This is a genomic window from Nocardioides abyssi (genome assembly GCF_030412915.1).
Classification (GTDB): domain Bacteria; phylum Actinomycetota; class Actinomycetes; order Propionibacteriales; family Nocardioidaceae; genus Nocardioides; species Nocardioides abyssi.
Map to the genome: position 1 here is coordinate 73,373 of NZ_JAUHJR010000010.1, position 22,517 is coordinate 95,889.

Annotated in this window: 19 protein-coding genes and 1 pseudogene; 17 read left to right on the plus strand and 3 right to left on the minus strand. The window is 73.0% G+C overall.

The features are described from left to right. The first annotated feature begins 51 nt into the window (after positions 1–51). Positions 52–2,097, plus strand: a complete 2,046-nt coding sequence (locus QWY29_RS18045) for an acyl-CoA dehydrogenase family protein (protein ID WP_336621851.1) — start codon at positions 52–54, stop codon at positions 2,095–2,097. 82 nt (positions 2,098–2,179) lie between these two features. Here QWY29_RS18045 and QWY29_RS18050 read toward each other — a convergent pair whose 3' ends face one another. Further along, positions 2,180–2,677 (minus strand): inorganic diphosphatase, encoded by a 498-nt coding sequence (locus QWY29_RS18050; protein ID WP_300962551.1) that lies wholly within the window; start codon positions 2,675–2,677, stop codon positions 2,180–2,182. 106 nt (positions 2,678–2,783) lie between these two features. On the opposite strand from QWY29_RS18050, the gene dacB reads away from it, so the two are divergent. From dacB to QWY29_RS18115, 13 genes are all read left to right on the plus strand, one after another. After that, entirely contained in the window at positions 2,784–4,232 is a 1,449-nt protein-coding gene (dacB, locus tag QWY29_RS18055; protein WP_300962552.1) for a D-alanyl-D-alanine carboxypeptidase/D-alanyl-D-alanine endopeptidase, read from the plus strand. Positions 4,233–4,241: 9 nt separating this feature from the next. Continuing rightward, complete coding sequence (locus tag QWY29_RS18060) at positions 4,242–5,279, plus strand: zinc-dependent metalloprotease (protein WP_300962553.1); 1,038 nt, start codon at positions 4,242–4,244, stop codon at positions 5,277–5,279. Positions 5,280–5,294: 15 nt separating this feature from the next. Continuing rightward, positions 5,295–6,299, plus strand: a complete 1,005-nt coding sequence (tilS, locus tag QWY29_RS18065; protein ID WP_300962554.1) for a tRNA lysidine(34) synthetase TilS — start codon at positions 5,295–5,297, stop codon at positions 6,297–6,299. A gap of 171 nt (positions 6,300–6,470) precedes the next feature. Then, a complete protein-coding gene (locus tag QWY29_RS18070; protein ID WP_300962556.1) occupies positions 6,471–10,673 on the plus strand; it encodes a nidogen-like domain-containing protein in 4,203 nt (1,400 codons plus the stop codon). A gap of 86 nt (positions 10,674–10,759) precedes the next feature. Beyond that, on the plus strand, positions 10,760–11,311 hold the full coding sequence (gene hpt, locus QWY29_RS18075) for a hypoxanthine phosphoribosyltransferase (protein WP_300962558.1): 552 nt from the start codon (positions 10,760–10,762) through the stop codon (positions 11,309–11,311). A 188-nt stretch (positions 11,312–11,499) separates the two neighbouring features. Beyond that, entirely contained in the window at positions 11,500–13,587 is a 2,088-nt protein-coding gene (gene ftsH / locus QWY29_RS18080; protein ID WP_300962559.1) for an ATP-dependent zinc metalloprotease FtsH, read from the plus strand. A 38-nt stretch (positions 13,588–13,625) separates the two neighbouring features. Further along, positions 13,626–14,204 carry a GTP cyclohydrolase I FolE gene (folE, locus tag QWY29_RS18085; RefSeq protein ID WP_300962576.1) on the plus strand — a complete coding sequence of 193 codons (579 nt, stop codon included), beginning with the start codon at positions 13,626–13,628 and terminating at the stop codon, positions 14,202–14,204. 77 nt (positions 14,205–14,281) lie between these two features. Continuing rightward, positions 14,282–15,133 carry a dihydropteroate synthase gene (gene folP / locus QWY29_RS18090; RefSeq protein ID WP_300962577.1) on the plus strand — a complete coding sequence of 284 codons (852 nt, stop codon included), beginning with the start codon at positions 14,282–14,284 and terminating at the stop codon, positions 15,131–15,133. Further along, positions 15,130–15,498 (plus strand): dihydroneopterin aldolase, encoded by a 369-nt coding sequence (folB, locus tag QWY29_RS18095; protein ID WP_300962561.1) that lies wholly within the window; start codon positions 15,130–15,132, stop codon positions 15,496–15,498. The genes folP and folB overlap by 4 nt, the downstream gene beginning before the upstream one ends. Then, positions 15,491–16,060 (plus strand): 2-amino-4-hydroxy-6-hydroxymethyldihydropteridine diphosphokinase, encoded by a 570-nt coding sequence (gene folK, locus QWY29_RS18100; protein ID WP_300962563.1) that lies wholly within the window; start codon positions 15,491–15,493, stop codon positions 16,058–16,060. Before folB ends, folK begins: the two co-directional genes overlap by 8 nt. Continuing rightward, positions 16,057–16,551, plus strand: a complete 495-nt coding sequence (locus QWY29_RS18105) for a DUF3180 domain-containing protein (protein WP_300962564.1) — start codon at positions 16,057–16,059, stop codon at positions 16,549–16,551. The genes folK and QWY29_RS18105 overlap by 4 nt, the downstream gene beginning before the upstream one ends. A gap of 10 nt (positions 16,552–16,561) precedes the next feature. After that, positions 16,562–17,176 carry a hypothetical protein gene (locus tag QWY29_RS18110; RefSeq protein WP_300962565.1) on the plus strand — a complete coding sequence of 205 codons (615 nt, stop codon included), beginning with the start codon at positions 16,562–16,564 and terminating at the stop codon, positions 17,174–17,176. An 86-nt stretch (positions 17,177–17,262) separates the two neighbouring features. Beyond that, on the plus strand, positions 17,263–18,354 hold the full coding sequence (locus tag QWY29_RS18115; RefSeq protein WP_300962567.1) for a GNAT family N-acetyltransferase: 1,092 nt from the start codon (positions 17,263–17,265) through the stop codon (positions 18,352–18,354). 137 nt (positions 18,355–18,491) lie between these two features. Here the strand turns inward: QWY29_RS18115 and QWY29_RS18120 are convergent, their stop codons facing one another. After that, complete coding sequence (locus tag QWY29_RS18120) at positions 18,492–19,493, minus strand: ABC transporter ATP-binding protein (RefSeq protein ID WP_300962568.1); 1,002 nt, start codon at positions 19,491–19,493, stop codon at positions 18,492–18,494. A 4-nt stretch (positions 19,494–19,497) separates the two neighbouring features. Between QWY29_RS18120 and QWY29_RS18125 the strand changes: the two genes are divergently transcribed. Genes QWY29_RS18125 through QWY29_RS18135 form a run of 3 tightly spaced genes read left to right on the plus strand, consistent with a single transcriptional unit; the run spans position 19,498 to position 22,005 of the window. Continuing rightward, entirely contained in the window at positions 19,498–20,271 is a 774-nt protein-coding gene (locus QWY29_RS18125) for an ABC transporter permease (protein ID WP_300962570.1), read from the plus strand. Then, positions 20,268–20,996 (plus strand): ABC transporter permease, encoded by a 729-nt coding sequence (locus QWY29_RS18130; RefSeq protein ID WP_300962572.1) that lies wholly within the window; start codon positions 20,268–20,270, stop codon positions 20,994–20,996. The genes QWY29_RS18125 and QWY29_RS18130 overlap by 4 nt, the downstream gene beginning before the upstream one ends. 58 nt (positions 20,997–21,054) lie before the next feature. Then, entirely contained in the window at positions 21,055–22,005 is a 951-nt protein-coding gene (locus QWY29_RS18135) for an ABC transporter substrate-binding protein (protein WP_300962573.1), read from the plus strand. A 25-nt stretch (positions 22,006–22,030) separates the two neighbouring features. Here QWY29_RS18135 and QWY29_RS18140 read toward each other — a convergent pair. Next, positions 22,031–22,517, minus strand: a pseudogene (locus QWY29_RS18140) (glycosyltransferase family 2 protein); the annotation flags it as partial.

Sequence of the window (22,517 nt, forward strand, 5' to 3'; positions counted from 1 at the left end):
CCCGGCTCGCACCCGGGTTGACGGCCCCGACCCGCGGGTAACGAGGGGGACATGGCGACCGACACCGTGCCCCCGTCCTCGGCCGAGGACGTCCCCACCGAGCCCGGCGGCACCCCGCAGAGCGACACCGACGCCCACGTCGAGTCGAGGTCCGGCTACCGGCAGCCCCAGGTCGACGTGGCGGCGATGACGCGGCTGCTCGACGGCACGTACGCCGAGGTCCGCAACCTGGTGCGCACCAACCTGGCGGAGTACTCCTCCATCCTCGAGGACGCCGAGACCATGTCGCGGGCGGACTTCCGGGAGCGGGTCAAGGACGTCGTCGTCGAGATGGCCTCCACCGGCCAGACCGGGATGGGCTTCCCCGTCGAGCACGGCGGCGGCGGTGACATCGGCGCGTCGATCGCGGCGTTCGAGACCCTGGCGTACGGCGACCTGTCGGTGCTGGTCAAGGTCGGTGTGCAGTTCGGCCTCTTCGGCGGCGCGATCCTGCAGCTGGGCAGCAAGCACCACCACGACGCCTACCTGCCCGACCTGATCACCGGGAAGCTGATGGGCTGCTTCGCGATGACCGAGTCCGGCCACGGCTCCAACGTCCAGGCGCTCGGCACGGTCGCGACGTACGACGTCGCCACCCAGGAGTTCGTCGTGACCACGACGACCGAGGCGGCCCGCAAGGACTACATCGGCAACGCCGCCGCCCACGCCCGGCTCGGCGTGGTCTTCGCCCAGCTCGAGGTCGCCGGCGAGCGGCACGGCGTGCACGCGTTCGTGGTGCCGCTGCGTGACGAGGACGGCACTGTCCTCGACGGCGTCCGGATCGAGGACGACGGCCGCAAGATGGGCCTCAACGGCGTCGACAACGGCCGGATCTGGTTCGACCACGTCCGCGTCCCGCGGGAGAACCTGCTCAACCGCTTCGCCGACGTCACGCCGGCGGGTGTCTACGAGAGCGGGATCGAGAACCCCAACCGCCGCTTCTTCACGATGCTCGGCACCCTCATCCAGGGCCGGGTCTGCGTCGGCGGCGCCGGCATCAACGCCTCCAAGGTCGCGCTGACGCTCGCGGTGAAGTACGCCAACAAGCGCCGCCAGTTCGAGGCCACCAGCGAGGACACCGAGGAGCTGCTCCTCGACTACGGCATGCACCAGCGGCGGCTGCTGCCGCTGCTCGCGCGCACCTACGCGCTGCACTTCGCCCAGGAGGAGCTCGCCTCCCAGCTCCACGACGTGCTGTCCGGCGTGGTTGAGGACGAGCACACCCAGCGCGAGCTCGAGGCGCGCGCCGCCGGCACCAAGGCGCTCGGCACGTGGCACGCCACCCGCACCATCCAGGAGTGCCGCGAGGCGTGCGGCGGAGCCGGCTACCTCTCGGTCAACCGGTTCGACGCGCTCAAGGCCGACACCGACGTCTTCACCACCTTCGAGGGCGACAACACCGTCCTGCTCCAGCTGGTGGCCAAGGGCCTGCTCACCGACTACGCCAGCGAGTTCAGCGACATGGACCAGCTCGGCATGGTCCGGTTCGTCACCGGCCTCGCGGTGGAGACCGTCATCGAGCGCACGGCGGTCAACAAGCTGCTCGAGCGGATCCGCGACGTGCTGCCCGGCGGCGACGAGTGGGACCAGGAGGCCGGGCTGCTCGACCCCGACTACCAGCTGGCGATGCTCCGCTTCCGCGAGGAGCACATCGTCTCCGGCGTCGCCCGCCGGCTCAAGCGCGGCATCGACCGCGGGATGAACCCCGGCGAGGTCTTCTCCCGTGTGCAGGACCACGTCATCGCGGCCGGCCGCGCGCACGTCGAGCGGCTGGTGCTCGAGGCGTTCGTGGCCAAGACCGCGGCGCTGCCCGACGGCGACCAGAAGGTCGCGCTGAACCTGCTGTGCGACCTGCACGCGCTGAGCACGATCGAGGCCGACCGGGCCTGGTTCATGGAGCACGGCCGCCTCTCGGTCGCCCGCTCCAAGGCGATCAGCCGCGAGATCGGCAGCCTGTGTCGCAAGATCCGCCCCCTCGCCGAGGAGCTGGTCGAGGCGTTCGCGGTCCCGCGGGAGATGCTCCGCTCGCCCGACCTGCTGGACTGGCCGCCGGCCTGACGGCGTACCCCTCCGACACGCACGAGCGCCCGGCCCCTCAGGGGGACCGGGCGCTCGTCGTACGTCGGGTGGTGCGTGGGGCTCAGTAGTGGCCGCCGTTGTCCTTGTAGCGGGCGAAGGAGGCGTGCACCTCGGCCTCGGCCTCGGCGCGGCCGACCCACTCGGCGCCCTCGACCGACTTGCCGGGCTCGAGGTCCTTGTAGACCTCGAAGAAGTGCTGGATCTCGAGGCGGTCGAACTTCGAGACGTGGCTGATGTCGCGCAGGTGCTCCAGGCGCGGGTCGGTCGACGGGACGCAGAGGACCTTGTCGTCGCCGCCTGCCTCGTCGGTCATGCGGAACATGCCGATCGCGCGGCACTTGATCAGGCAGCCCGGGAACGTCGGCTCCTGGAGGATGACCAGCGCGTCGAGCGGGTCGCCGTCCATGCCGAGGGTGTCCTCGATGTAGCCGTAGTCGGCGGGGTACTGCGTCGAGGTGAAGAGGGTCCGGTCCAGGCGGAGACGCCCGGACTCGTGGTCGACCTCGTACTTGTTGCGCTGACCCTTCGGGATCTCGACCAGGACGTCGAACTCGAGCACGTGTTTCCTCCGCTGGCTCCGGGGGGCGTTTCAGGACGGCCCGGGACGGGCCAGGGGGACAGTGTCCCGCAGAATGGGTCCCAACGCTCATCCGGAGGGAGGAATCGTGGCGCGACGTGATGCACGCCACGGTCCTCGGCGCGCGCGTCTGCTGCCGCTCGTCGTGCTCCTCGTGCTCGCGGTGGCCGCCGCGGCGACCTGGCGGTTCGACGTCCTCGACCGCTGGCTGGAGCCCGACCGGCCGGCGGACCCGGCCGCCGTCGCCCCGCCCGACGAGCTCGACCTCCCGGCGGTCGACGTCGCGCCCGTCGTGGCCGAGGAAGCGACCGGGCCCTCGCCGCTGGCGGCCGCGGCGGTCCGCCGGGCGGTCCGCCCGCTGCTCTCCGACGACGACCTCGGCCGCCACGTGCTGGCCGCGGTCGGCCCGCTCGACGGCGCCGGCGTGCTCGTGCGCACCGGCTCCGGCGCCCCGCTCGCGATCCCCGCGTCCACCACGAAGGTGGTGACGTCGACGGCAGCGCTCCTCGCGATGGCCCCCGACGCCCGCTTCACCACCCGCGTCGTCGAGGCGGGCCCCCGCGGCATCGTGCTCGTCGGGGGCGGCGACCCGTTCCTGGCCAGCGAGCCGGCGGACCTCGACGGCGCGGACACCCCCGTCTGGCCCGAGCGGGCCGACGTCACCACGCTCGCCCGCGCCACCGCCGACGCCCTGCTCGCCGCGGGGCGCACCCGGGTCCGGCTCGGCTACGACACCTCGCTCTTCAGCGGCCCGGAGGTGAGCCCGCGGTGGCGCCCCGACTACGTCCCCGACGGGGTGGTCTCGCCGATCACCGCGCTGTGGGTCGACGAGGGCCGCCCCGCCGAGGGGTTCGGCCGGGTCGAGGACCCCGCGCTCACCGCGGCCACCGTCTTCGCCGGGGTGCTGGCCCGCCGTGGGGTCGCGGTCGCCGGCGTCCCCCGCGAGCAGGTCGCGCCCGCCGGCGCGGTCGAGCTCGCCGCCGTGACCAGCGCACCGCTGTCGCAGGTGGTCGAGCGCGTGCTCGAGGTGAGCGACAACGAGGCTGCTGAGGTGCTGCTGCGCCACGTGGGGCTGGCCACCGAGGACGAAGGCTCCTTCGCGGCCGGCCGGCGCGGCGTCGTACGGCTCCTGGGGGAGGTGGGCGTCGACCTCGGCCGCACGGTCCTGTGGGACGGCAGCGGGCTCTCGCGGGAGAACCGGGTCGAGCCCGCCGCGCTCGTCGACGTGCTGCGCCTGGCGGCCTCCGACGACCACCCCGAGCTGCGGGCGGTGGTGACCGGGCTGCCGGTGGCGGGCTTCACCGGCTCGCTGACCGACCGGTTCGACACCGGCGCGGCGGAGGGGCGTGGCCGGGTCCGCGCCAAGACCGGCACGCTCACCGGCGTCACCTCGCTGGCCGGGATCGCCACCGACCGCGACGGTCGCGCGATGGTCTTCGTGATGCTCGCCGACCGCGTGCAGGTGGAGGACACCCTCGACGCGCGCGACGCCATGGACGCGGCCGCCGCCGCGCTCGGCGCTTGCCGCTGCGGATAGTTTCGGGCCATGAGCGAGAGCGTCGAGGCCATGGTCGACTGGGACCTCGCGGTCTCCCTCGGCACCCGCATCGCCGGTGAGGGCCCCGAGGTGACCCGCGACCAGGCCGCCGCCGCGGTCGCCGAGCTCCGCGCCGACGCCGACCGCTCCACCGGGCTGGTGCGCGACTTCACCGGCCTCGTCGCGCAGGAGCGCACCGCGCCCGTCCTCGTCGTCGACCGGGCCGGCTGGGTGCAGGCCAACGCCGACGGCTTCAAGACCGTGCTCGCCCCGGTCGTCGAGACCCTGACCGCCAAGAAGTCCCCCAGCGGGCTGTCCCAGGCCGTCGGCTCCAAGATCACCGGGGCCGAGGTCGGCGGGCTGCTCGGCTTCCTCGCCGGCAAGGTGCTCGGCCAGTTCGACCCGTTCCACGACCCGCACGGGCGGCTGCTGCTCGTCGCGCCCAACATCGTCCACGTCGAGCGCGAGATCGGCGCCGACCCCACCGACTTCCGGCTGTGGGTCTGCCTGCACGAGGAAACCCACCGCGTGCAGTTCACCGCGGTGCCGTGGATGCGCGACCACCTCTTCGCCCAGATCGAGGCGCTCGCCGCCACGATGAAGCCCGACGCGCTCCTCGACGACGGGCTCAAGCGGGCCCTCGAGTCGTTCCGCCAGGGCGCCCGCGCCGGCAGCCTCCTCGACATCGTCGGGTCGCCGGAGCAGAAGGAGATCCTCGACCGCGTCACCGCCGTCATGTCGCTGCTCGAGGGGCACGCCGACGTCGTCATGGACGGGGTCGGCCCCACCGTCATCCCGAGCGTCGCGAAGATCCGCGCCAGCTTCGACGAGCGCCGCAAGGGCGTGGGCACCCTCGACCGCATCCTGCGCCGGCTGCTCGGCCTCGACGCGAAGATGGCGCAGTACCGCGACGGCGCCCGCTTCGTCCGCGGCGTCGTCGACAAGGTCGGCATGGCGGAGTTCAACGCCGTCTGGGAGCGCCCGGAGAACCTCCCCACCCGCGACGAGGTCGCCGACCCCGACCTGTGGGTCACCCGCGTCCTGTGACGAGCTGACCCGCTGATGTCGCTGCACCCCGCCGTCGCGGCGGTACGACGCGGCGTCCGCGCCGCCCTCGCGCCGCTCCCACCCGGCGTACCCGTCGTCGTGGCGTGCTCCGGCGGGGCCGACTCCCTCGCGCTGCTCGCCGCCACCGTCTTCGAGGGGCACAAGGCCGGCCTCCGCGTCGTCGGGGCGGTCGTGGACCACGGCCTCCAGGACGGCTCGGCCGACCACACCGCCCGGGTCGTCGACCAGATGGCCGGCCTCGGCGCGGACGAGACGCTGTCGGCCCGCGTGCAGGTCGACCCTGCCGGGCTCGGCGTCGAGGCGGCCGCACGACGAGCGCGGTACGCCGTGCTGGAGCAGGTCGCCGCCCACTTCGCCACCACCGACGGCCCCGCCACCGTTCCCGCCACGGTCCTGCTCGGCCACACCCGTGACGACCAGGCCGAGACGGTCCTGCTCGGGCTGGCCCGCGGCTCCGGCGGCCGCTCGCTCGCCGGCATGCGCCGTGCCTTCGGCCCGTTCGTGCGGCCGCTGCTCGACGTCACCCGCGACGACACCGTCACCGCCTGCCAGGTTGAGGGCATCCCCTTCTGGGACGACCCCCACAACGCCGATCCCGGCTATGCCCGCGTCCGTGTCCGCCGCACTGTCCTGCCGGTCCTCGAGGAGCAGCTCGGCCCCGGCGTCGCCGCCACCCTCGCCCGCACGGCCGACCAGGTCCGCCACGACGTCGACCACCTCGACGACCTCGCCGAGACCCGCCACGGCGCCCTCGTCGCGGACGCCTCCGACGGCTCGCTCCCCGTCGACGCCCTCCTCGAGGACCACCCGGCGATCCGCCACCGCGTCCTCCGCCTCGCCGCCCTCGCCGCCGGCGCCCCCGCCTCCGAGCTCTTCTCCGAGCACGTCCTCGCCGTCGACGCCCTCCTCACCGACTGGCACGGCCAGAAGTGGGTCGACCTCCCCGGCCACCTCCGCGCCCGCCGCCTCGAGGGCCGCGTCGTCGTCAGCCGCGCCTGATCGCGGTACGCCCCGACCCCAGGCCGCCGCGTAGTCCTTCCATGCGTTGCAGGACCACTGGTCTGGTCGGAACGGGTCATTGCCTCGGCATTCTGGCCGGTTCCCGCGGCCGAGGCCGCTGCTCGCTCCTAGGTTCCGCGCATCCGTGATCTGCTGAATCCGAGGACGCCCATGAGATCGACCCCGACCCGTCGGCCGCTGTTCCTGCTCGCCATCGTGCTGGCCCTCGTCCTGTCCGGCCTGGGCTTCTCGCCCGCGCTGGCGGACGAGGAGACCGGCCCCACGACGCTGGTGACCGCCATCGCACGGGACGCCCAGACCGGGGCCCTGCTCGACGGCGTCGAGGTCCACCTCGTCCAGCACGACGGAGACTCGTGGTATCCCGTCGACCAGAGGACGACGGAGGACGGGAGCGCGGTGTTCGCCGTTCCTCCGGGCAACTACGTCCTGGGCTTCCGGCCGCCCGGTCGGGCCTATGTCCCGGTGCTGGGCAACGGCGTCGACCCCCAACCGGAGAGGCCAGGGGATCCGGGCACGTTCACCGTCGCCGACGACACCCCCGACCTCGAGTACGTGAGCATGCTCCGCCAGCGATGGAGCGCGGACGGGCCCGCCGTCCACGGCGTCCTGGCCGGCCCTGGGGGCGTGCGTCCGGACGGTGTGCTGGTCGAGGCGTACGAGGTCGGTGACTCCGAGCCCGCTGCATCGGTCGAGACCTATGCCTCGCGTCGACCGAACGGTCCGCAGCACGGCTACTTCGAGCTGTTCCTCCAGCCCGGGACCTACGACCTGCGCATCAGCGACCCGTTCGACGAGCGGTACGAGGCGCGGACCGTTCCGGGCGTCGAGGTCACCACGGAGTCCCAGGACCTGGGGACGATCGACCTCGAGGCCGCAGGTCAGCCGCCCGCCGGCGGCATCTCGCTCACCGTCGTCGACGAGAACGATGTCCCCGTGCCGGGCGTGTGGGTGGACATCTACCGTCGCGACCCGCGCACCGGGCGTTTCGGATCCGTGATGGGCGGTCTGCCCGAGCCAGGGTCGAGCTCGCTCCAGTTCGACGGACTGCGGACGGGACGCACCTACACCGCCTGCGCCCGGTTCGGCACGACCGAACAGTGCTTGGGCGGCGCGAACAGGCCTGGCGAGGCCGAGACGTTCGAGGTCTCGGCGGACGTGTCGACCGCGGTCGGTCCGCTGGTCGTCACCCCTCTGTCGACACTCGCCGGGGCCGTCCGCGCGCCCCACGGGACGATCGTGGGCAAGCCGAAGGTGACCGCGTGGGTCTGGAGCGGAGAGTTCGAGGCGTGGACGCGGTACGCCCATCGCACCGGCCGTCCGGACGGCTCGTTCGGCATCGAGGTCCCGACGGGCGCGACGGTCGCGCTGCAGGTCGGACGCAACGGGTTCGCCCGCACCTACACCGGCGGGGGCAACGAACGACCGGGGGTGCCGACGGCTGACAACAGCCTCATGGCTGGGCCGGGAACGACGCAGGTAGGTCGGATCGAGCTCGAGCCGCTCCCGTTCGCGAACAGCGCCGGACCCGTTGTCAAGGGCGCGGAGGGCGAGCACTGCCTCTCCCAGCCGCTCGGTCGCAACGACGACAGGTCGACGCGGCGGGTCGCCATCCCGTTCGACCTCACCTTCTTCGGGTCCGAGTACTCGAAGATCTACATCAACAACAACGGCAACGTGACCTTCGACGGGCCGCGTGGTGCCTACACGCCCGAGGCCATCAACGGCGGCCCTGACGAGCAGGACGGCGCGATCATCGCCCCGTTCTTCGCGGACGTCGACACCCGAGGACTGGAGTCCAGGATCGTTACGTACGGCACCTCGCCGGACGGCAACAGCCTGTGCGTGAACTGGGCCGACGTCGGCTACTTCCCGAGCAGGACCGACAAGCTCAACACCTTCCAGCTCGTCCTGTCCAAGGCGACCGGGTCCGGGGTCGTGCCTGGGGACTTCGACATCACCTTCAACTACAACAGGGTCGAGTGGGAGACCGGCGACGCCAGCGGAGGCTCGGACGGCATGGGCGGCACGTCGGCGCTCGCCGGCTTCACCGCCGGCACCGGTGAGCCCGGGACGTTCGTCCAGCTCGACGGCTCGCTCGAGAACGGTGCCCTGGTGGAAGGCGGACCCAAGTCCCTGTCCACCCGCTCGCAGAACTCCGCGACGCCGGGTCGGTTCATCTTCCGGGTGCGCAACGACGTCGCGAACGCCGACCTGGGCGACCTCCGCGGTCGTGTCCTGCTGCCCGACGGGGAGACGGCGGCACCCGGGGCCGTCGTCCAGGCCTGCACGAGGGGATCGGTCTGCCCGACCACGACGACCAACGACACTGGCCGGTTCGTCTTCACCGGCATCCCCGTCGGTGAGTACGTCCTGCGGGTGAACCCCCCTGCTGTCGAGGGCCTCACCCTCCTGTCGGCCATCTCCAGTGCCTCCGTCCAACCGGACGGGAACGCGCAGGACGTCACCGTCGTGCTGGAGGAGCCGGTCATCGCCGGACCCCAGGACGTCGTGCTCACCACGGCCGGCAGCACGCCGGGCGCTGGCGCCGTGAGGGTGGGGGACGACGGTGTGCCGGTCACGGATTACCGGGCGGACCTCGACCTCGTCGTCAACGGCTGCCCCGGCGTCATCGACCCCACCTTCACCCTGACGCTCAACGGTGCGGTCCAGGCGACCGGCGCACTGGTGGAGGAGTCGCCGGGCAGGTACACGGCGGTCGTTCCGGCGACCTACCCGCAGCACGGCGCCGCCAACCTCACGACGAGCGTGCCGCGGGACTGCGGCGATCGCACGACGGTCGGGTTCGACCTGTACATCGACCCCTCGGGCGTCGTGACGGACCAGTACGGGCGGCTCCTCGCCGGTGCCGAGGTCACTCTCCGACGGTCCGACTCCGAGAACGGGACCTACGGGATCCTCCCGGACGGCAGCGCGCTGATGTCCTCGAGCAACCGAACCAACCCCGACACCACGGACCCGGTGGGTTACTTCCGCTGGGACGTGGTGACCGGCTGGTACAAGGTCGACGCCAGCAAGAGCGGCTGCGCCCCGGCCTCGACGCCCGCACTCGAGGTGCCGCCGGAGCGCTTGGACCTGTTGATCAAGATGACCTGCGCCGCTGCGCCGCCGGCTCCGACCACGGCTCCGACGCTGTCGGGCCCGGCAACCGTCGGCGCCACCCTGACGGTGAACGGCGGAGTGTGGGACCACGGCATCGCCAAGACCGGCGTCCGGTGGTACCGCGGCGGCGCGCTCGTCGCGACGGGCAACAGCTACGTGGTGGCCGCCGCTGACGCAGGGACCACGCTCACCGCTCGTGTCGTGGCCCGCCGGGCGTCGTACACGCAGGAGTACGGCACGGGGAACATCGTGGTCTTCGACGAGGTCACCCACGACGTCACCGCGACCGTTCCCGGTACGTCGGGCGGCGGCGGCGGTGGTGGCGGTGGCGGCAGCACCGCCCTCGTGGCCACGGCCGACCCGACCATCACCGGGACCGCCAAGGTCGGCCAGACGCTCAAGGCGAGCACCGGCACGTGGAACGGCACGGACCTGACGTACTCCTACGCCTGGTCGCGTGGTGGCACGCCCATCGCCGTGGCCACCGGTGCGGAGTACGTCGCGACCGCTGCGGACGCCGACAAGGCGATCACGGTGACGGTCACGGCCAGCAAGACCGGCCTGACCGACGGCAAGGCGACCAGCGCGGCGGTCACCGTCGCGAAGGGCGACGCGCCGACGGCGACGACGGCCCCCGCGGTCACCGGCGACGCCGAGCCGGGCGGGACGCTGACGGTCTCGAGCGGCACGTGGAGCGAGCCGGGGGTGACGTTCGCCTACCAGTGGTTGGTGGACGGCACGCCGGTGAGCGGCGCGACCGGCCCGTCGTACGTCGTCAGGACGGGCGACGCGGGCAAGAAGGTCTCGGTCCGGGTCACCGCGACCAAGGCCGGGTACGCCGACGGGTCGGCGACGACGGAGGCCGTCACGGTCGACGACGCGCCGCCGCCGCCGGCCACGAAGGTCGGGTCCGACACGACGGCCACGCTGGCGCGGGACGTCGTCCGGGCCGGCAAGCGCGCGAAGCTGCAGGTCCGGGTCGCGCTCGACAACGGCAAGCGCGCCGTGGGTCGTCTCGTGGTCCGGGTCGACGGCCGGAAGGTCGCCGAGCGGGCGATGGGCGCGGGGGCCGACGGCCGGCTCGTGCTGCGGCTGCCGAAGCTGGGGGTCGGCGAGCACACCGTGCGCGTCCGGTACCTCGGCAACGGCAAGGCGAAGGCGTCCTCCTCGGAGAAGCTGTCGCTGGTCGTGCAGGTCAAGCGCAGCAGCAAGCCGCTCCCGTTGCTCCTCTGACGGGCGGTGCGTGACCGAGGGGGCGGGGGTGCGCGGCACCTCCGCCCCCTCGGGCGTCCCGGGAGGCGACGGCCTACGCTGCTCGCATGGACGCTGCTGACGTGTCGGACGACCTGGTCAACGTGCTCTTCACCGAGGCCCAGATCCAGGAGCGGATCAAGGGGATGGCGGCCGAGATCGAGCGCGACTACGAGGGCAAGGAGCTGCTGATCGTCGGCATCCTGCGCGGAGCCGTGATGGTCATGGCCGACATGGCGCGCAGCTTCCACCGCCACGTGGAGATGGACTGGATGGCGGTCTCGTCGTACGGCTCGGGCACCAAGTCCAGCGGCGTCGTCCGCATCCTCAAGGACCTCGACACCGACATCAGCGGCCGGCACGTGGTCATCGTCGACGAGATCATCGACACCGGCCTGACCCTGTCGTGGCTGACCTCGAACCTCAGCAGCCGCAACCCGGCGAGCGTCGAGATCGCGACCCTGCTCCGCAAGCCCGAGGCGCTGCAGATGCCGGTCGACGTCAAGTACGTCGGGTGGGACATCCCCAACGAGTTCGTCGTCGGCTACGGCCTGGACTACCGCGAGCGCTACCGCAACCTGCGCGACATCGGCACCCTGGCGCCGCACGTCTACTCCTGACCGGCCTGACCCGGCCTCCGCGCGCCCACATATCGGGGTAGTCCCGCACATACCGGGGCAGATCTGCCCCGATATGTGCAGGGGTCACCGGTGAACCGGGGACCCCGACGCCGGCCCGGACCGGTCCTGCTCCCCGTTGCCGCCGACCTGTACCGTCAGGGATTCAAGACGAGCGTCGGAAGAAGCCTGTGAAGCGGATATTCAAGGGTCCTTGGATCTGGATCGTGGTCGCCGTGGTCGGCGTCCTGCTGGCCCTGCAGTACCTCGCGCCCAACGGCGGGTACGACGAGATCGACACCTCCCAGATGGAGGAGTACATCGCCAACGGCGAGGTCTCGGAGATCACCTTCATCGACGGTGACCAGAAGATCGAGGCGACGCTCGACGACGGCGTCCGCGACGACGGCGACAAGGTGATGACCCACTACGTGCTGGGTCAGCAGATCGACATCATCGACGCGGTCGACGAGCAGCGGTCCGAGGGCACGATCGAGAAGTCGAACTCCGAGAATCCCCAGCCCAGCCTGCTGGGGTCGATCCTCGCGACGCTCCTGCCCTTCGCGCTCATCATCCTGCTCTTCCTCTTCCTGATGAACCAGGTGCAGGGCGGCGGCGGCCGCGGCGTCATGCAGTTCGCCAAGAGCCGCGCCAAGCTGATCACCAAGGACATGCCGAAGACGACGTTCTCCGACGTCGCCGGCGCCGAGGAGGCCATCGAGGAGCTCGGCGAGATCAAGGAGTTCCTCCAGGAGCCGGCGAAGTTCCAGGCCGTCGGCGCCAAGATCCCCAAGGGCGTCCTGCTCTACGGACCTCCGGGCACCGGCAAGACGCTGCTGGCCCGCGCGGTCGCCGGCGAGGCCGGCGTGCCGTTCTACTCCATCTCCGGCTCCGACTTCGTGGAGATGTTCGTCGGCGTCGGCGCGAGCCGCGTGCGCGACCTGTTCGAGCAGGCCAAGGAGAACGCCCCGGCCATCGTCTTCATCGACGAGATCGACGCCGTGGGCCGGCACCGCGGCGCCGGCATGGGCGGCGGTCACGACGAGCGCGAGCAGACCCTCAACCAGCTGCTGGTCGAGATGGACGGATTCGACGTCCGCGGGGGGGTCATCCTCATCGCCGCGACCAACCGCCCCGACGTGCTCGACCCGGCGCTGCTGCGCCCGGGTCGTTTCGACCGCCAGATCCAGGTCGACGCCCCCGACCTCGCGGGGCGCCACAAGATCCTCCAGGTCCACAGCCGCGGCAAGCCGATGTCGCCCGACATCGACCTGCTCTCGGTCGCGCGTCGTACGCCGGGCTTCACCGGCGCCGACCTCGCCAACGTGCTCAACGAGGCGGCGCTGCTGACCGCCCGGAGCAGCCAGAAGCTGATCACCGACGAGTCGCTGGACGAGGCGATCGACCGCGTGATCGCCGGCCCGCAGCGGCGCACGCGGCTGATGAACGAGAAGGAGAAGCTGATCACCGCCTACCACGAGGGCGGCCACGCCCTCGTCGCGGCGGCGCTGCCGGGCACCGACCCGGTCCACAAGATCACGATCCTCCCGCGCGGCCGCGCGCTCGGCTACACGATGGTGCTGCCCGACGAGGACAAGTACTCCCAGACCCGCTCGGAGATGCTCGACAAGCTCGCCTACATGCTGGGCGGCCGGGCGGCCGAGGAGATGGTCTTCCACGACCCGACCACCGGTGCCGGCAACGACATCGAGAAGGCGACCTCGCTCGCCCGCGCAATGGTCACGCAGTACGGCATGACCGAGCGGCTCGGCGCGATCAAGCTCGGCGAGACCCAGGGCGAGCCGTTCCTCGGCCGCGACATGGGCCACTCGCGCAACTACTCCGAGGACGTCGCCGCGATCGTCGACGAGGAGACCAAGAAGTTCCTCGCCGCCGCCCACCAGGAGGCCTTCGACATCCTCGAGGAGAACCGCGACGTCCTCGACGCGCTGGTCCTCGAGCTGCTCGACAAGGAGACGCTCGACAAGGCCGAGGTGGCACGCATCTTCGAGCCGCTGCGCCGCCGCTCCGCGCGGCCCGCGTGGACCGGTTCGCCGGACCGCAACCCCTCGGCGATCCCCCCGATCGAGATCCCCCAGGAGATCCGCGACCGGGCGAAGGCCAACAGCGCGGCGGTCCACGGCGGTGGCGGGTCGGTCGTCACCCCGCCGGGACCCAGCGGCGACGTCCACGGCGGCCCCGGCGCCGGTCCGGCCGGCCCGCTGGACCCGCCGCCGACCCCGCCGTCCCCCGGCCCCTACCCGGGCGGGCCGGCGTGACCGACCCGGTGACGCAGGTCGATCGCGACCCGGCCAACGTGCCGGCGTTCGACCAGGCGCGAGCCGAGGCGGCCGTCCGCGAGCTGCTCATCGCCATCGGTGAGGACCCCGACCGCGAGGGCCTGTTGAGCACGCCGGCCCGCGTCGCCCGGGCGTACGCCGAGGTGACGGCCGGGCTGCGGATGCGGCCCGAGGACGTCCTCACCACGACCTTCGACATCGGTCACGAGGAGATGGTGCTGGTCCGCGACATCGAGCTGTGGTCGATGTGCGAGCACCACCTCGTCCCGTTCACCGGTGTCGCCCACGTCGGCTACATCCCCGCCGAGACCGGCAAGATCACCGGCCTGTCGAAGCTGGCCCGCCTCGTCGACGTCTACGCGCGTCGTCCGCAGGTCCAGGAGCGGCTGACCACCCAGGTCGCCGACGCGCTGGTGGAGATCCTCGAGGCGCGCGGTGTCGTCGTCGTGATCGAGGCCGAGCACCTGTGCATGACCATGCGCGGCGTGCGCAAGGCCGGCGCCCGCACCATCACCTCCGCGGTCCGCGGCACCTTCCTCACCGAGCCCGCGACGCGCGCCGAGGCGATGGCGCTGATCCGCGGCGGCACCCGCTGAGGCCAGCGGTGGCGACCCCGCAGGGCCAGCACCGCGGCGCCTCCCCGGCGTCGACGGCGGGCCACCTGTTCGTGCCGATGGGGCGGCCCCGCGTGATGGGGATCGTCAACGTCACGCCCGACTCCTTCTCCGACGGCGGGCGGTACGTCGAGCCCGACGCCGCCGTCGAGCACGGCCGCCGGCTGCTGGCCGACGGCGCCGACGTGCTCGACATCGGTGGCGAGTCGACCCGTCCGGGCGCGACCCGGCCGCTGGTCTCCGAGGAGCTCGACCGCGTCGTCCCGGTCATCCGCGAGCTCTCCCGCGACGCGGTCGTCTCGGTCGACACGATGCGCGCCGAGGTCGCCGAGGCCGCGCTCGCGGCCGGTGCCACGATCGTCAACGACGTCTCCGGCGGCCTGGCCGACCCGCGGATCCTCGAGGTCACCGCGGCCGCGGACGCGGTCTACGTCGCCATGCACTGGCGTGCCCACAGCACGCGGATGGCCGACTTCGCGACGTACGACGGTCCCGGCGGCGTCGTGGGCACGGTCGCGGCCGAGCTGGCCGAGCGGCTGGAGGTGGTCCTGGCCGCGGGCATCGACCCGGGCCGCGTGGTGCTGGACCCGGGGCTCGGCTTCGCCAAGCGCGGCGAGCACAACTGGGAGCTGCTGCGCGACCTCGACCCGGTGACCGCGCTCGGCCAGCCCGTGCTGGTCGGGGCGAGCCGCAAGTCGTTCCTCGGCCGCCTGCTCGCCGACGGGGGAGGTGCGCCACGCCCGGTCGAGGAGCGCGAGCACGCCCACGCCGCCGTCGTCGTCCACCTCGCCCAGCAGGGCGTGTGGGGGGTGCGCGTCCACGACGTGCGCGCCACCCGCGACGCCCTCGCCGTCGTCGAGGCCCTGCGGGGCCCGACGCCCGTCGCACCCGACCGGGAAGGACGCCCATGACCGACGAGATATCCGTCACCGGCATCGAGTGCTGGGGCCACCACGGGGTCTTCGACTTCGAGCGGAGGGACGGCCAGACCTTCGTCGTGGACCTCGTGCTCGGCGTCGACACCGCCCCCGCGGCGGCCAGTGACGACTTGCACGACACCGTTGACTACGGAAGTCTCGTCGCGGCGGTCAAGACCGCCGTGGAGCACGACCCGGTCGACCTGATCGAGACCCTGGCCCAGCGGATCGCGGGCGTCTGCCTCGCGGACGCCAAGGTCGCCTGGACCCGGGTCACGGTCCACAAGCCGGACGCACCCGTCGACGCGACGTTCGCCGACGTCGCACTCACCATCACCCGGAGGGCCCACCGTGACTGAGACCCCCAACCCGCACATCATCGACGCCGACACCCTCACCGGGGAGATGCGTCCGATCCGCCGTGCGGTCCTGGCCCTGGGGTCCAACCTCGGTGAGCGGATGACCGCCCTCCAGGGCGCGGTCAACGCGATCGCCGACACCCCCGACGTGTGGGTGACCGCCGCGTCGCCGGTCTACGAGACCGAGCCTGTCGACTCCCCGCCGGAGGCGAAGACCTACCTCAACGCCGTCGTCCTCGTCGACACCACGCTCGCCGCGAGCCGCCTGATGGACCGCGCGCTCGCCATCGAGGACGCCTTCGAGCGCGAGCGCGGCGAGGTCCCCAACGCCCCGCGCACCCTCGACGTCGACCTGATCGTCGTCGGCGACCGCCGCAGCGACGAGCCGAGCCTGCGGCTGCCGCACCCGCGGGCGCACGAGCGCGCGTTCGTCCTCAAGCCGTGGTTCGACCTCGAGCCCGACGCCGAGCTGCCGGGCCACGGCCCGATCAGCGAGCTGCTCGCCAACCTCGGCACCGACGGGCTGACGCCGCGTGAGGACCTGACGCTCGAGGTCGGGTGAGCGACCCGCTCGGCACCCCCGGCCCGCCGGAGGAACCGGGCGGCAGCCTCCGGCCCACCTCGCCGGCGGCCCTGACCGGCTGGGCCGTCGTCGGCCTGGTCGGCGGCTGGCTCCTGCACCCGCTCGCCGACCGCTGGGGAACCCCGCCGCTCGTCACCTGGGCACAGCCGCTCGCGCTGGTGCTCGTCGTGGCGATCCTCGGCTCGACCGCGTGGGTGACCCACCGCCAGGTCCACGTGCGCCGCGAGCGGCTGGAGCCGCAGCAGGCCGTCAACCGGCTGGTGCTCGCGCGCGCCTGTGCGTACGTCGGGGCGCTGGCCGCCGGCGGCTACCTCGGGTACGCCGTGTCGTGGATCGGCGTGCCGGCCGAGCTGGCCGAGCAGCGCGCCTGGCGCTCGGCCGCCGCGGCGCTGGCCGGCGCCGGTGTGGCGGCCACCGCGTTGCTGCTCGAGCGCGCGTGTCGCGTCCGGTCCGACGACCCGGCGCCCTAACCTGCTGGACATGGCAACCTCAGCAGCACCTTCGGTCACTCCTGCCTCGCGTCGCCGGCAGCGCTCGACGCGGCTGACCGTGGCCGTCGTGCTGCTCGTGGTGAGCGCGGTCGCCGTCGCGGCGGCCCTGGCCACCGGCTCCTGGGGCCTGACCGCCGGCGCGGCGGTGCTCGCCGTCGTCCTGGGCGCGGCCGCCACCCGGATCACCTCGGCCGAGCTGGCGCAGTCGCGCCGCGACGCCGCCCGCGACCGCGCCGAGCAGGCGCAGGCCTACCGCGTGATGGCCGAGGAGCGCGCCGCCGAGCACGCGACGTACGTCGAGACCGTCGAGCGCCGCATCGCCGACCGCGAGGCGACCATCGCCGACCTCGAGCAGGGCCTGACCGAGGCCCAGCAGCGGGTCTCCGAGGCCACGCTCAAGCTGGGCAGTGAGGCCCGCCGCGCGGACGCCGCCGACCGGGCCCGCACCGAGCTCGCCGCCGACCTCGACGCCGCCGAGGAGCGGGCCGCCGAGGCGATCGTGCGGATGGCCGAGCTGGAGCAGGAGGTCGACGTGCTGCGCGCCGAGCTCGAGGTCGTCACCGCCGCGTGGCAGACCGCGGAGGCCAGCCGCAAGCGCGCCTGACCGGCCGACCCGGCCAGATCTGCCGACCCCCGCGGCGTACCCCGCGGGGGTTTGCCGTGCCCGGTCATCGGGGAGACTTGTCCGTTGTGATCCCTGAGGACTCCCGGTTCGAGAACGACCCCGAGGAGCTCGTGGCCGAGGTGCCCGGGCTGCCGAGCGGGTGGGAGGTGGGCACGCCCGACCCGGCCGACCGCTTCGACGTGGCCCGGCTGACGCACCTGCTGCGCGCCCACGAGCGGCACGGCCGCGGGTGGGCCGGCGCCGGCGTCGACGACGTGCTGGTCGAGGTCTCCGAGCACGGCCTGCGGATGCGGCAGAACGTCGTCGTCCGCGACGCCGAGGGCGAGATCCGTGCGTGGGCCAGCGCCCACGACCGCGCGGCCGGCCGGATGCTCTTCGTCCACGTCGTCGAGCGTGACCTGCCCGAGCGGGTCGCCAAGGCGTGCTCCGACGTGCTCTTCGAGTGGGGGGTCGGCCAGGCCAAGGTGCTCGGCGCCGCCCGCGGGCTGGAGACCCAGCAGATCGACACCGGCGCGTTCGCCGACGACGAGCGGCAGCACAAGTGGCTGGCGGACTCCGGCTTCGAGCGGGTGCGCACCTGGTGGCAGATGAGCCGCCCGGTCACCGCCGAGGAGGACGGGCTCATCCCCTCGCCCGACCGGTGGGAGGGCAAGGGCGTGGTGTTCCGCCGCGTCCGCCGCGCCGACGGCGGCATGCCCGACGCCGACGACCTCCGCAAGGTCCACGACGTGCTCGAGAGCGCGTTCGTCGACCACTTCAACCACCACGAGGAGACCTTCGAGGAGTTCGTCCACCGGCTCCGCGAGGACCCCGGCCACCGCTGGGACCACTGGTGGTTGGCCGAGCTGGTCGAGGACGGCGGCCGCACCGCTGTCGGCACCCTCGTCGGCGCGGTCTCCGAGAGCTCCGGCGGCGGGCCCGACGGGTCGTACGTCGAGTACCTCGGCGTCCTGGAGGCCGCCCGCGGCCGCGGCGTCGCCAAGGGCCTGCTGCGCACGATCATCGCCGACGCCGCCGGTCGCGGCCGCGACCGCGTGGGCCTCGAGGTCGACGCCGACTCCTCCACCGGGGCCGACGGGCTCTACACCTCGATGGGCTGGGTGACGAAGTACGTCACCGAGTCCTGGCACCGCGACGTCCCGGTCGACCCCGCCTGACCCTTCCGCTGGTCGAACCGGGAGGCCTACCAGCGCCGAGCGTGTCGAGACCCCCGCACCGGCGCAGGGCGATGACCACGGCGAGGCCCCGGGCACGTCACCGGGTTTCGACACGGCTCGCCCGGGGGCTCGCCGGCTCAACCAGCGGCAGCGAGCGAGGCGCGCAGCGCGCGGTGCACGCCGGCGGGGGTGAGCACGCCGAGGAAGATGGCGCCGCGCTTGACGGCGACCATCGCGTTGTCGCTGCGCAGCATCGCGGCGAGCGCCTCCTCGAGGGTGCAGCCGATCTCGACGGCGGCGCCGAGGTCGCCGAGCCGCACGTCGTCGAGCGGCTCGAGGTGCTCGGTCTCGACGGGGGTCACCGACAGCCGTCGCAGGCCGCGCTCGGAGCCGACGAAGTCCGCGACGAAGTCGTCGGCGGGGCGGGCGAGCAGCTCGGCGGGCGTCGCGTGCTGCGCCAGCCGGCCGCCGGTGGCGAAGACCGCGACCCGGTCGCCCATCCGCACGGCCTCGTCGATGTCGTGGGTGACGAGCACGACGGTCTTGCCCAGGTCGCGCTGCAGCCGCTTGAACTCGTCCTGCAGCCGCACCCGCACCACCGGGTCGACCGCGCCGAACGGCTCGTCCATGAGCAGCACCGGCGGGTCGGCCGCGAGCGCGCGGGCCACGCCGACGCGCTGCCGCTGGCCACCGGAGAGCTGGTGGGGGTAGCGGTCGGCGTACGTCGCCGGGTCGAGCCCGACGAGCTCCATCAGCTCGGTGGCCCGCGCCCGCGCGGTCGCCCTCGACTCGCCGTACAGCAGCGGCACGGTCATCACGTTGGTGAGGATCTTCTGGTGGGGGAAGAGCCCCACCTGCTGGATGACGTAGCCGATCCCGCGGCGCAGCCGCACCGGGTCCTCGCCGGTGACGTCGCGGCCGTCGATCTCGATGCGGCCGGTGCTGGGCTCGATGAGGCGGTTGATCATCTTCAGCGTCGTCGACTTGCCGCAGCCCGAGGGGCCGACGAGGCAGAGCAGCTCGCCCGGTGCGACGTCGAGGTCGACCGCCTGCACGGCGACCGTGCCGTCGTCGTAGGTCTTGCCGACACCCGAGAGGCGGATCATCGCGGTCCCGCCCGCGGGGCCGGTAGCGTCCATGCCCGTGACACTACTGGCCGCGGCCGCCTCCGCGCCTGCGGCCGAGCCGAGCTGCTACAGCCGGCTGACCAACGAGTGGTTCTGCCTCGACTACGTGCGTGACCGGCGCGAGGAGGTCCTCGACGCGGCCGGGCAGCACCTGCTCATCACCGTGCTGGCGGTGGCGCTGGGCGTCGCGTTGGCGGTCCCGCTGGCGCTCCTGGCCCGGCGGCTGCCGCGGCTGGAGGCGTCGGTGCTGGGGCTCAGCACGGGGCTCTACACCGTGCCGTCGATCGCGCTCTTCCCGCTGCTGGTGCCGTTCACCGGGCTGACGATGACGACGGTCGTCATCGGCCTGGCGCTCTACGCCCTGACGGTGCTGGTCCGGGCGTTCCTCGAGGGCCTGCGGTCGGTGCCCGACGAGGTGCGGGAGTCCGCGCGCGGCCTGGGGTACGGCGCCGGGCGGCTGCTCGTGCGCATCGAGCTGCCCCTCGCCCTGCCGGTGGTGATGGCCGGGCTGCGGGTGGCGACCGTGTCGACGGTGGCGCTCACGACCGTCGGCTCGCTGGTCTCCTACGGCGGGCTGGGCAACCTCATCCGCGACGGCGTGACCACCAACTTCCGCGCCGAGCTGATGACCGCCGCCGTGCTGTGCGTGGTGATCGCCTTCGCCCTCGACGCGCTCATCGTGCTGGCCCAGCGGCTGCTGACGCCGTGGACCCGCACGCGCGGCTCGACCCGAGCGACCCGAGCGGGCCGGTCGGGCCGGTCGGGCCGGGCACAGGAGGCCGAGGCATGAGGGTGCTCCGCGACGCCTGGGACTACCTGCTGGCCGGCTCGAGCTGGACCGGCGACGGCGGGATGCTCGAGCTGCTGGGCCAGCAGCTGCTGCTGACCGTGACCGCGCTGCTGCTCGCGCTGCTCGTGGGCCTCCCGGTGGCGCTCGGGCTGGGCCACCTCGGCCGCGGCGGCTTCCTCGCGGTCAACATCTCCAACGTCGGCCGCGCGGTGCCGACCTTCGCGCTGCTGGCGGTGCTGGTGACGCTGGGCTGGCCGGGGACCGACGCGTTCGGCCCCTACGGGCGGGCCGGGATTGCGACGCTGCTGGCGCTGACGCTCTTCGCGCTCCCGCCGATCATCACCAACGGCTACGTCGCGGTGCGCGAGGTGCCCGCGGACGTGCAGGAGGCGGCCCAGGGGATGGGGATGACCGGCGCCCAGCGGTTCTGGCGGGTGGAGCTGCCGCTCGCGATGCCGCTGGTCGCCTCCGGCGTACGCCTCGCGCTCGTGCAGGTCTGGGCGACCGCGACCATCGCCGCCCTCGTCGCCGGGCCGGGCCTGGGTCGGGTGATCACCGACGGCTTCTACCGCAGCCAGTACGGCCAGGGGATCGCCGGCGCGGTCGTCGTCGCGGTCGTCGCGCTGCTCCTCGAGCTCGTCGCGGCCGGGGCGCAGCGGCTCGCCGCCCGGGAACGTCGCGATCCTCTGGCTACTGTGACGACGGGCCATCACCCGACCGGGTGACCCGCTTTTCCGGACACGCGCGGCCATCGGGTCGCGGGACACAGAAGGACGCACAGCCATGCAGGTACGACGCACCCTCGCCGCCGCCCTCGCGGTGGGATCGCTCCTCCTCGCCGGCTGTGCCGGCGACGACCTCGACGACGACACCAGCGCCGACGACGACTCGACCCCCGCGGCCTCGGCCGGCGGGCCGGTCACGATCTCCGGCCAGAACTTCCCCGAGGCGACGCTCGTCGCCTCGATGTACGAGCAGCTGCTCGCGGACGCCGGCTACGAGCCGACCGTGAAGCTGGTCGACTCCCGCAGCGTCTACATCGAGACGTTCCCCGGCGACATCGACGTCGTCCCGGAGTACGTCGGCGGCATCGTCAACGAGCTCAACGCGCGCAAGCTGGGCGACAAGGCCGAGCCGTTCACCGCCGGTGACGGCGAGGAGCTCGCCGACCAGGGCGAGCAGCTGCTCGACGAGGCCGGCATCACCCTCCTCGACGTCTCCGACGCCACCGACACCAACGCCTTCTTCGTGACCCAGGAGTACGCCGACGAGAACGGCGTCACCGCGCTCTCCGACCTCGAGGGCGAGTCCGTGACGCTCGCCGCGGCTCCCGACTGCGAGGGCCGCCTCGACTGCGAGGGCGGCCTGGTCGACGAGTACGGCATCGACGTCACCAAGGTGCTGCCGCTGGGCTACGCCAGCGACCAGACCTACCAGGCCGTGCTCAGCGGCGAGGCCGAGCTGGGCGAGACCAGCACCACCGACGGCACGCTGGAGTCCCAGGGCCTGGTGGTCCTCGAGGACGACAAGCAGATCCAGCCCGCGCAGAACCTCGTGCCGGCCGTCTCGACCGCGTTCCTCGACGAGCACCCCGACCTCGAGGACCTGCTCGAGGGCCTGATGGACGCGCTGACGACCGAGAAGCTCACCGAGCTCAACGGCCGCGTGGCGGTCGACCGCGAGAAGCCCGACGACGTCGCCCGCGACTTCCTCGAGCAGGAGGGCCTGCTCTAGGTCCTCCGGACCCCGTAGGACTCCCTCAGGACTCCTCGGGCCGCAGCTCCAGGGCCGCGGGTGCGACGGTGCTCAGGTCGATGACCGGCACGTCCACCCGCGGCCCCGCTGCTGTCCGCACGCGGGGGAGCGGCCCGTCGTGCTCGTGGAGGTAGGTGACGACCGCCGCGGCGTCCTCGCGGCGGCCCTGCTCGACCAGCCAGCCGACGAGGCGGTACGCCGGCGTCAGCCCCGAGTGCGTCAGCGACCGGTCGCCCCACAGCTCCACGACGCCGGCGTGCAGCAGGCCCCACCACTCGTCGGTGCACCCGGGTACCTCGTCGAGGTAGCGGTGCAGGTCGCCGGCGAGCACCCGGTCGCGGAAGACGCGGGTCACCTCCGCCGACCCGTGGGCCTCGACGCTGGCCAGCGCCATCCGCTTGGTCGTCCAGCGGTCGCGCAGGTCGGCGGCCGACGAGCGCTGCTGGGTGATCGAGCTGCCGTCGTGGCGGATCCGCCAGTGGTAGACCACC

Bases quoted from the DNA above. Each gene is read 5' to 3' on its own strand.
- folP (WP_300962577.1), top strand. From the start codon at position 14,282: ATGGGGCGGCCCCGCGTGATGGGGATCGTCAACGTCACGCCCGACTCC.
- QWY29_RS18045 (WP_336621851.1), top strand. From the start codon at position 52: ATGGCGACCGACACCGTGCCCCCGTCCTCGGCCGAGGACGTCCCCACC.
- QWY29_RS18110 (WP_300962565.1), top strand. From the start codon at position 16,562: ATGGCAACCTCAGCAGCACCTTCGGTCACTCCTGCCTCGCGTCGCCGG.
- QWY29_RS18060 (WP_300962553.1), top strand. From the start codon at position 4,242: ATGAGCGAGAGCGTCGAGGCCATGGTCGACTGGGACCTCGCGGTCTCC.
- hpt (WP_300962558.1), top strand. From the start codon at position 10,760: ATGGACGCTGCTGACGTGTCGGACGACCTGGTCAACGTGCTCTTCACC.
- folB (WP_300962561.1), top strand. From the start codon at position 15,130: ATGACCGACGAGATATCCGTCACCGGCATCGAGTGCTGGGGCCACCAC.
- QWY29_RS18135 (WP_300962573.1), top strand. From the start codon at position 21,055: ATGCAGGTACGACGCACCCTCGCCGCCGCCCTCGCGGTGGGATCGCTC.
- QWY29_RS18070 (WP_300962556.1), top strand. From the start codon at position 6,471: ATGAGATCGACCCCGACCCGTCGGCCGCTGTTCCTGCTCGCCATCGTG.
- tilS (WP_300962554.1), top strand. From the start codon at position 5,295: ATGTCGCTGCACCCCGCCGTCGCGGCGGTACGACGCGGCGTCCGCGCC.
- QWY29_RS18120 (WP_300962568.1), bottom strand. From the start codon at position 19,493: ATGGACGCTACCGGCCCCGCGGGCGGGACCGCGATGATCCGCCTCTCG.
- QWY29_RS18130 (WP_300962572.1), top strand. From the start codon at position 20,268: ATGAGGGTGCTCCGCGACGCCTGGGACTACCTGCTGGCCGGCTCGAGC.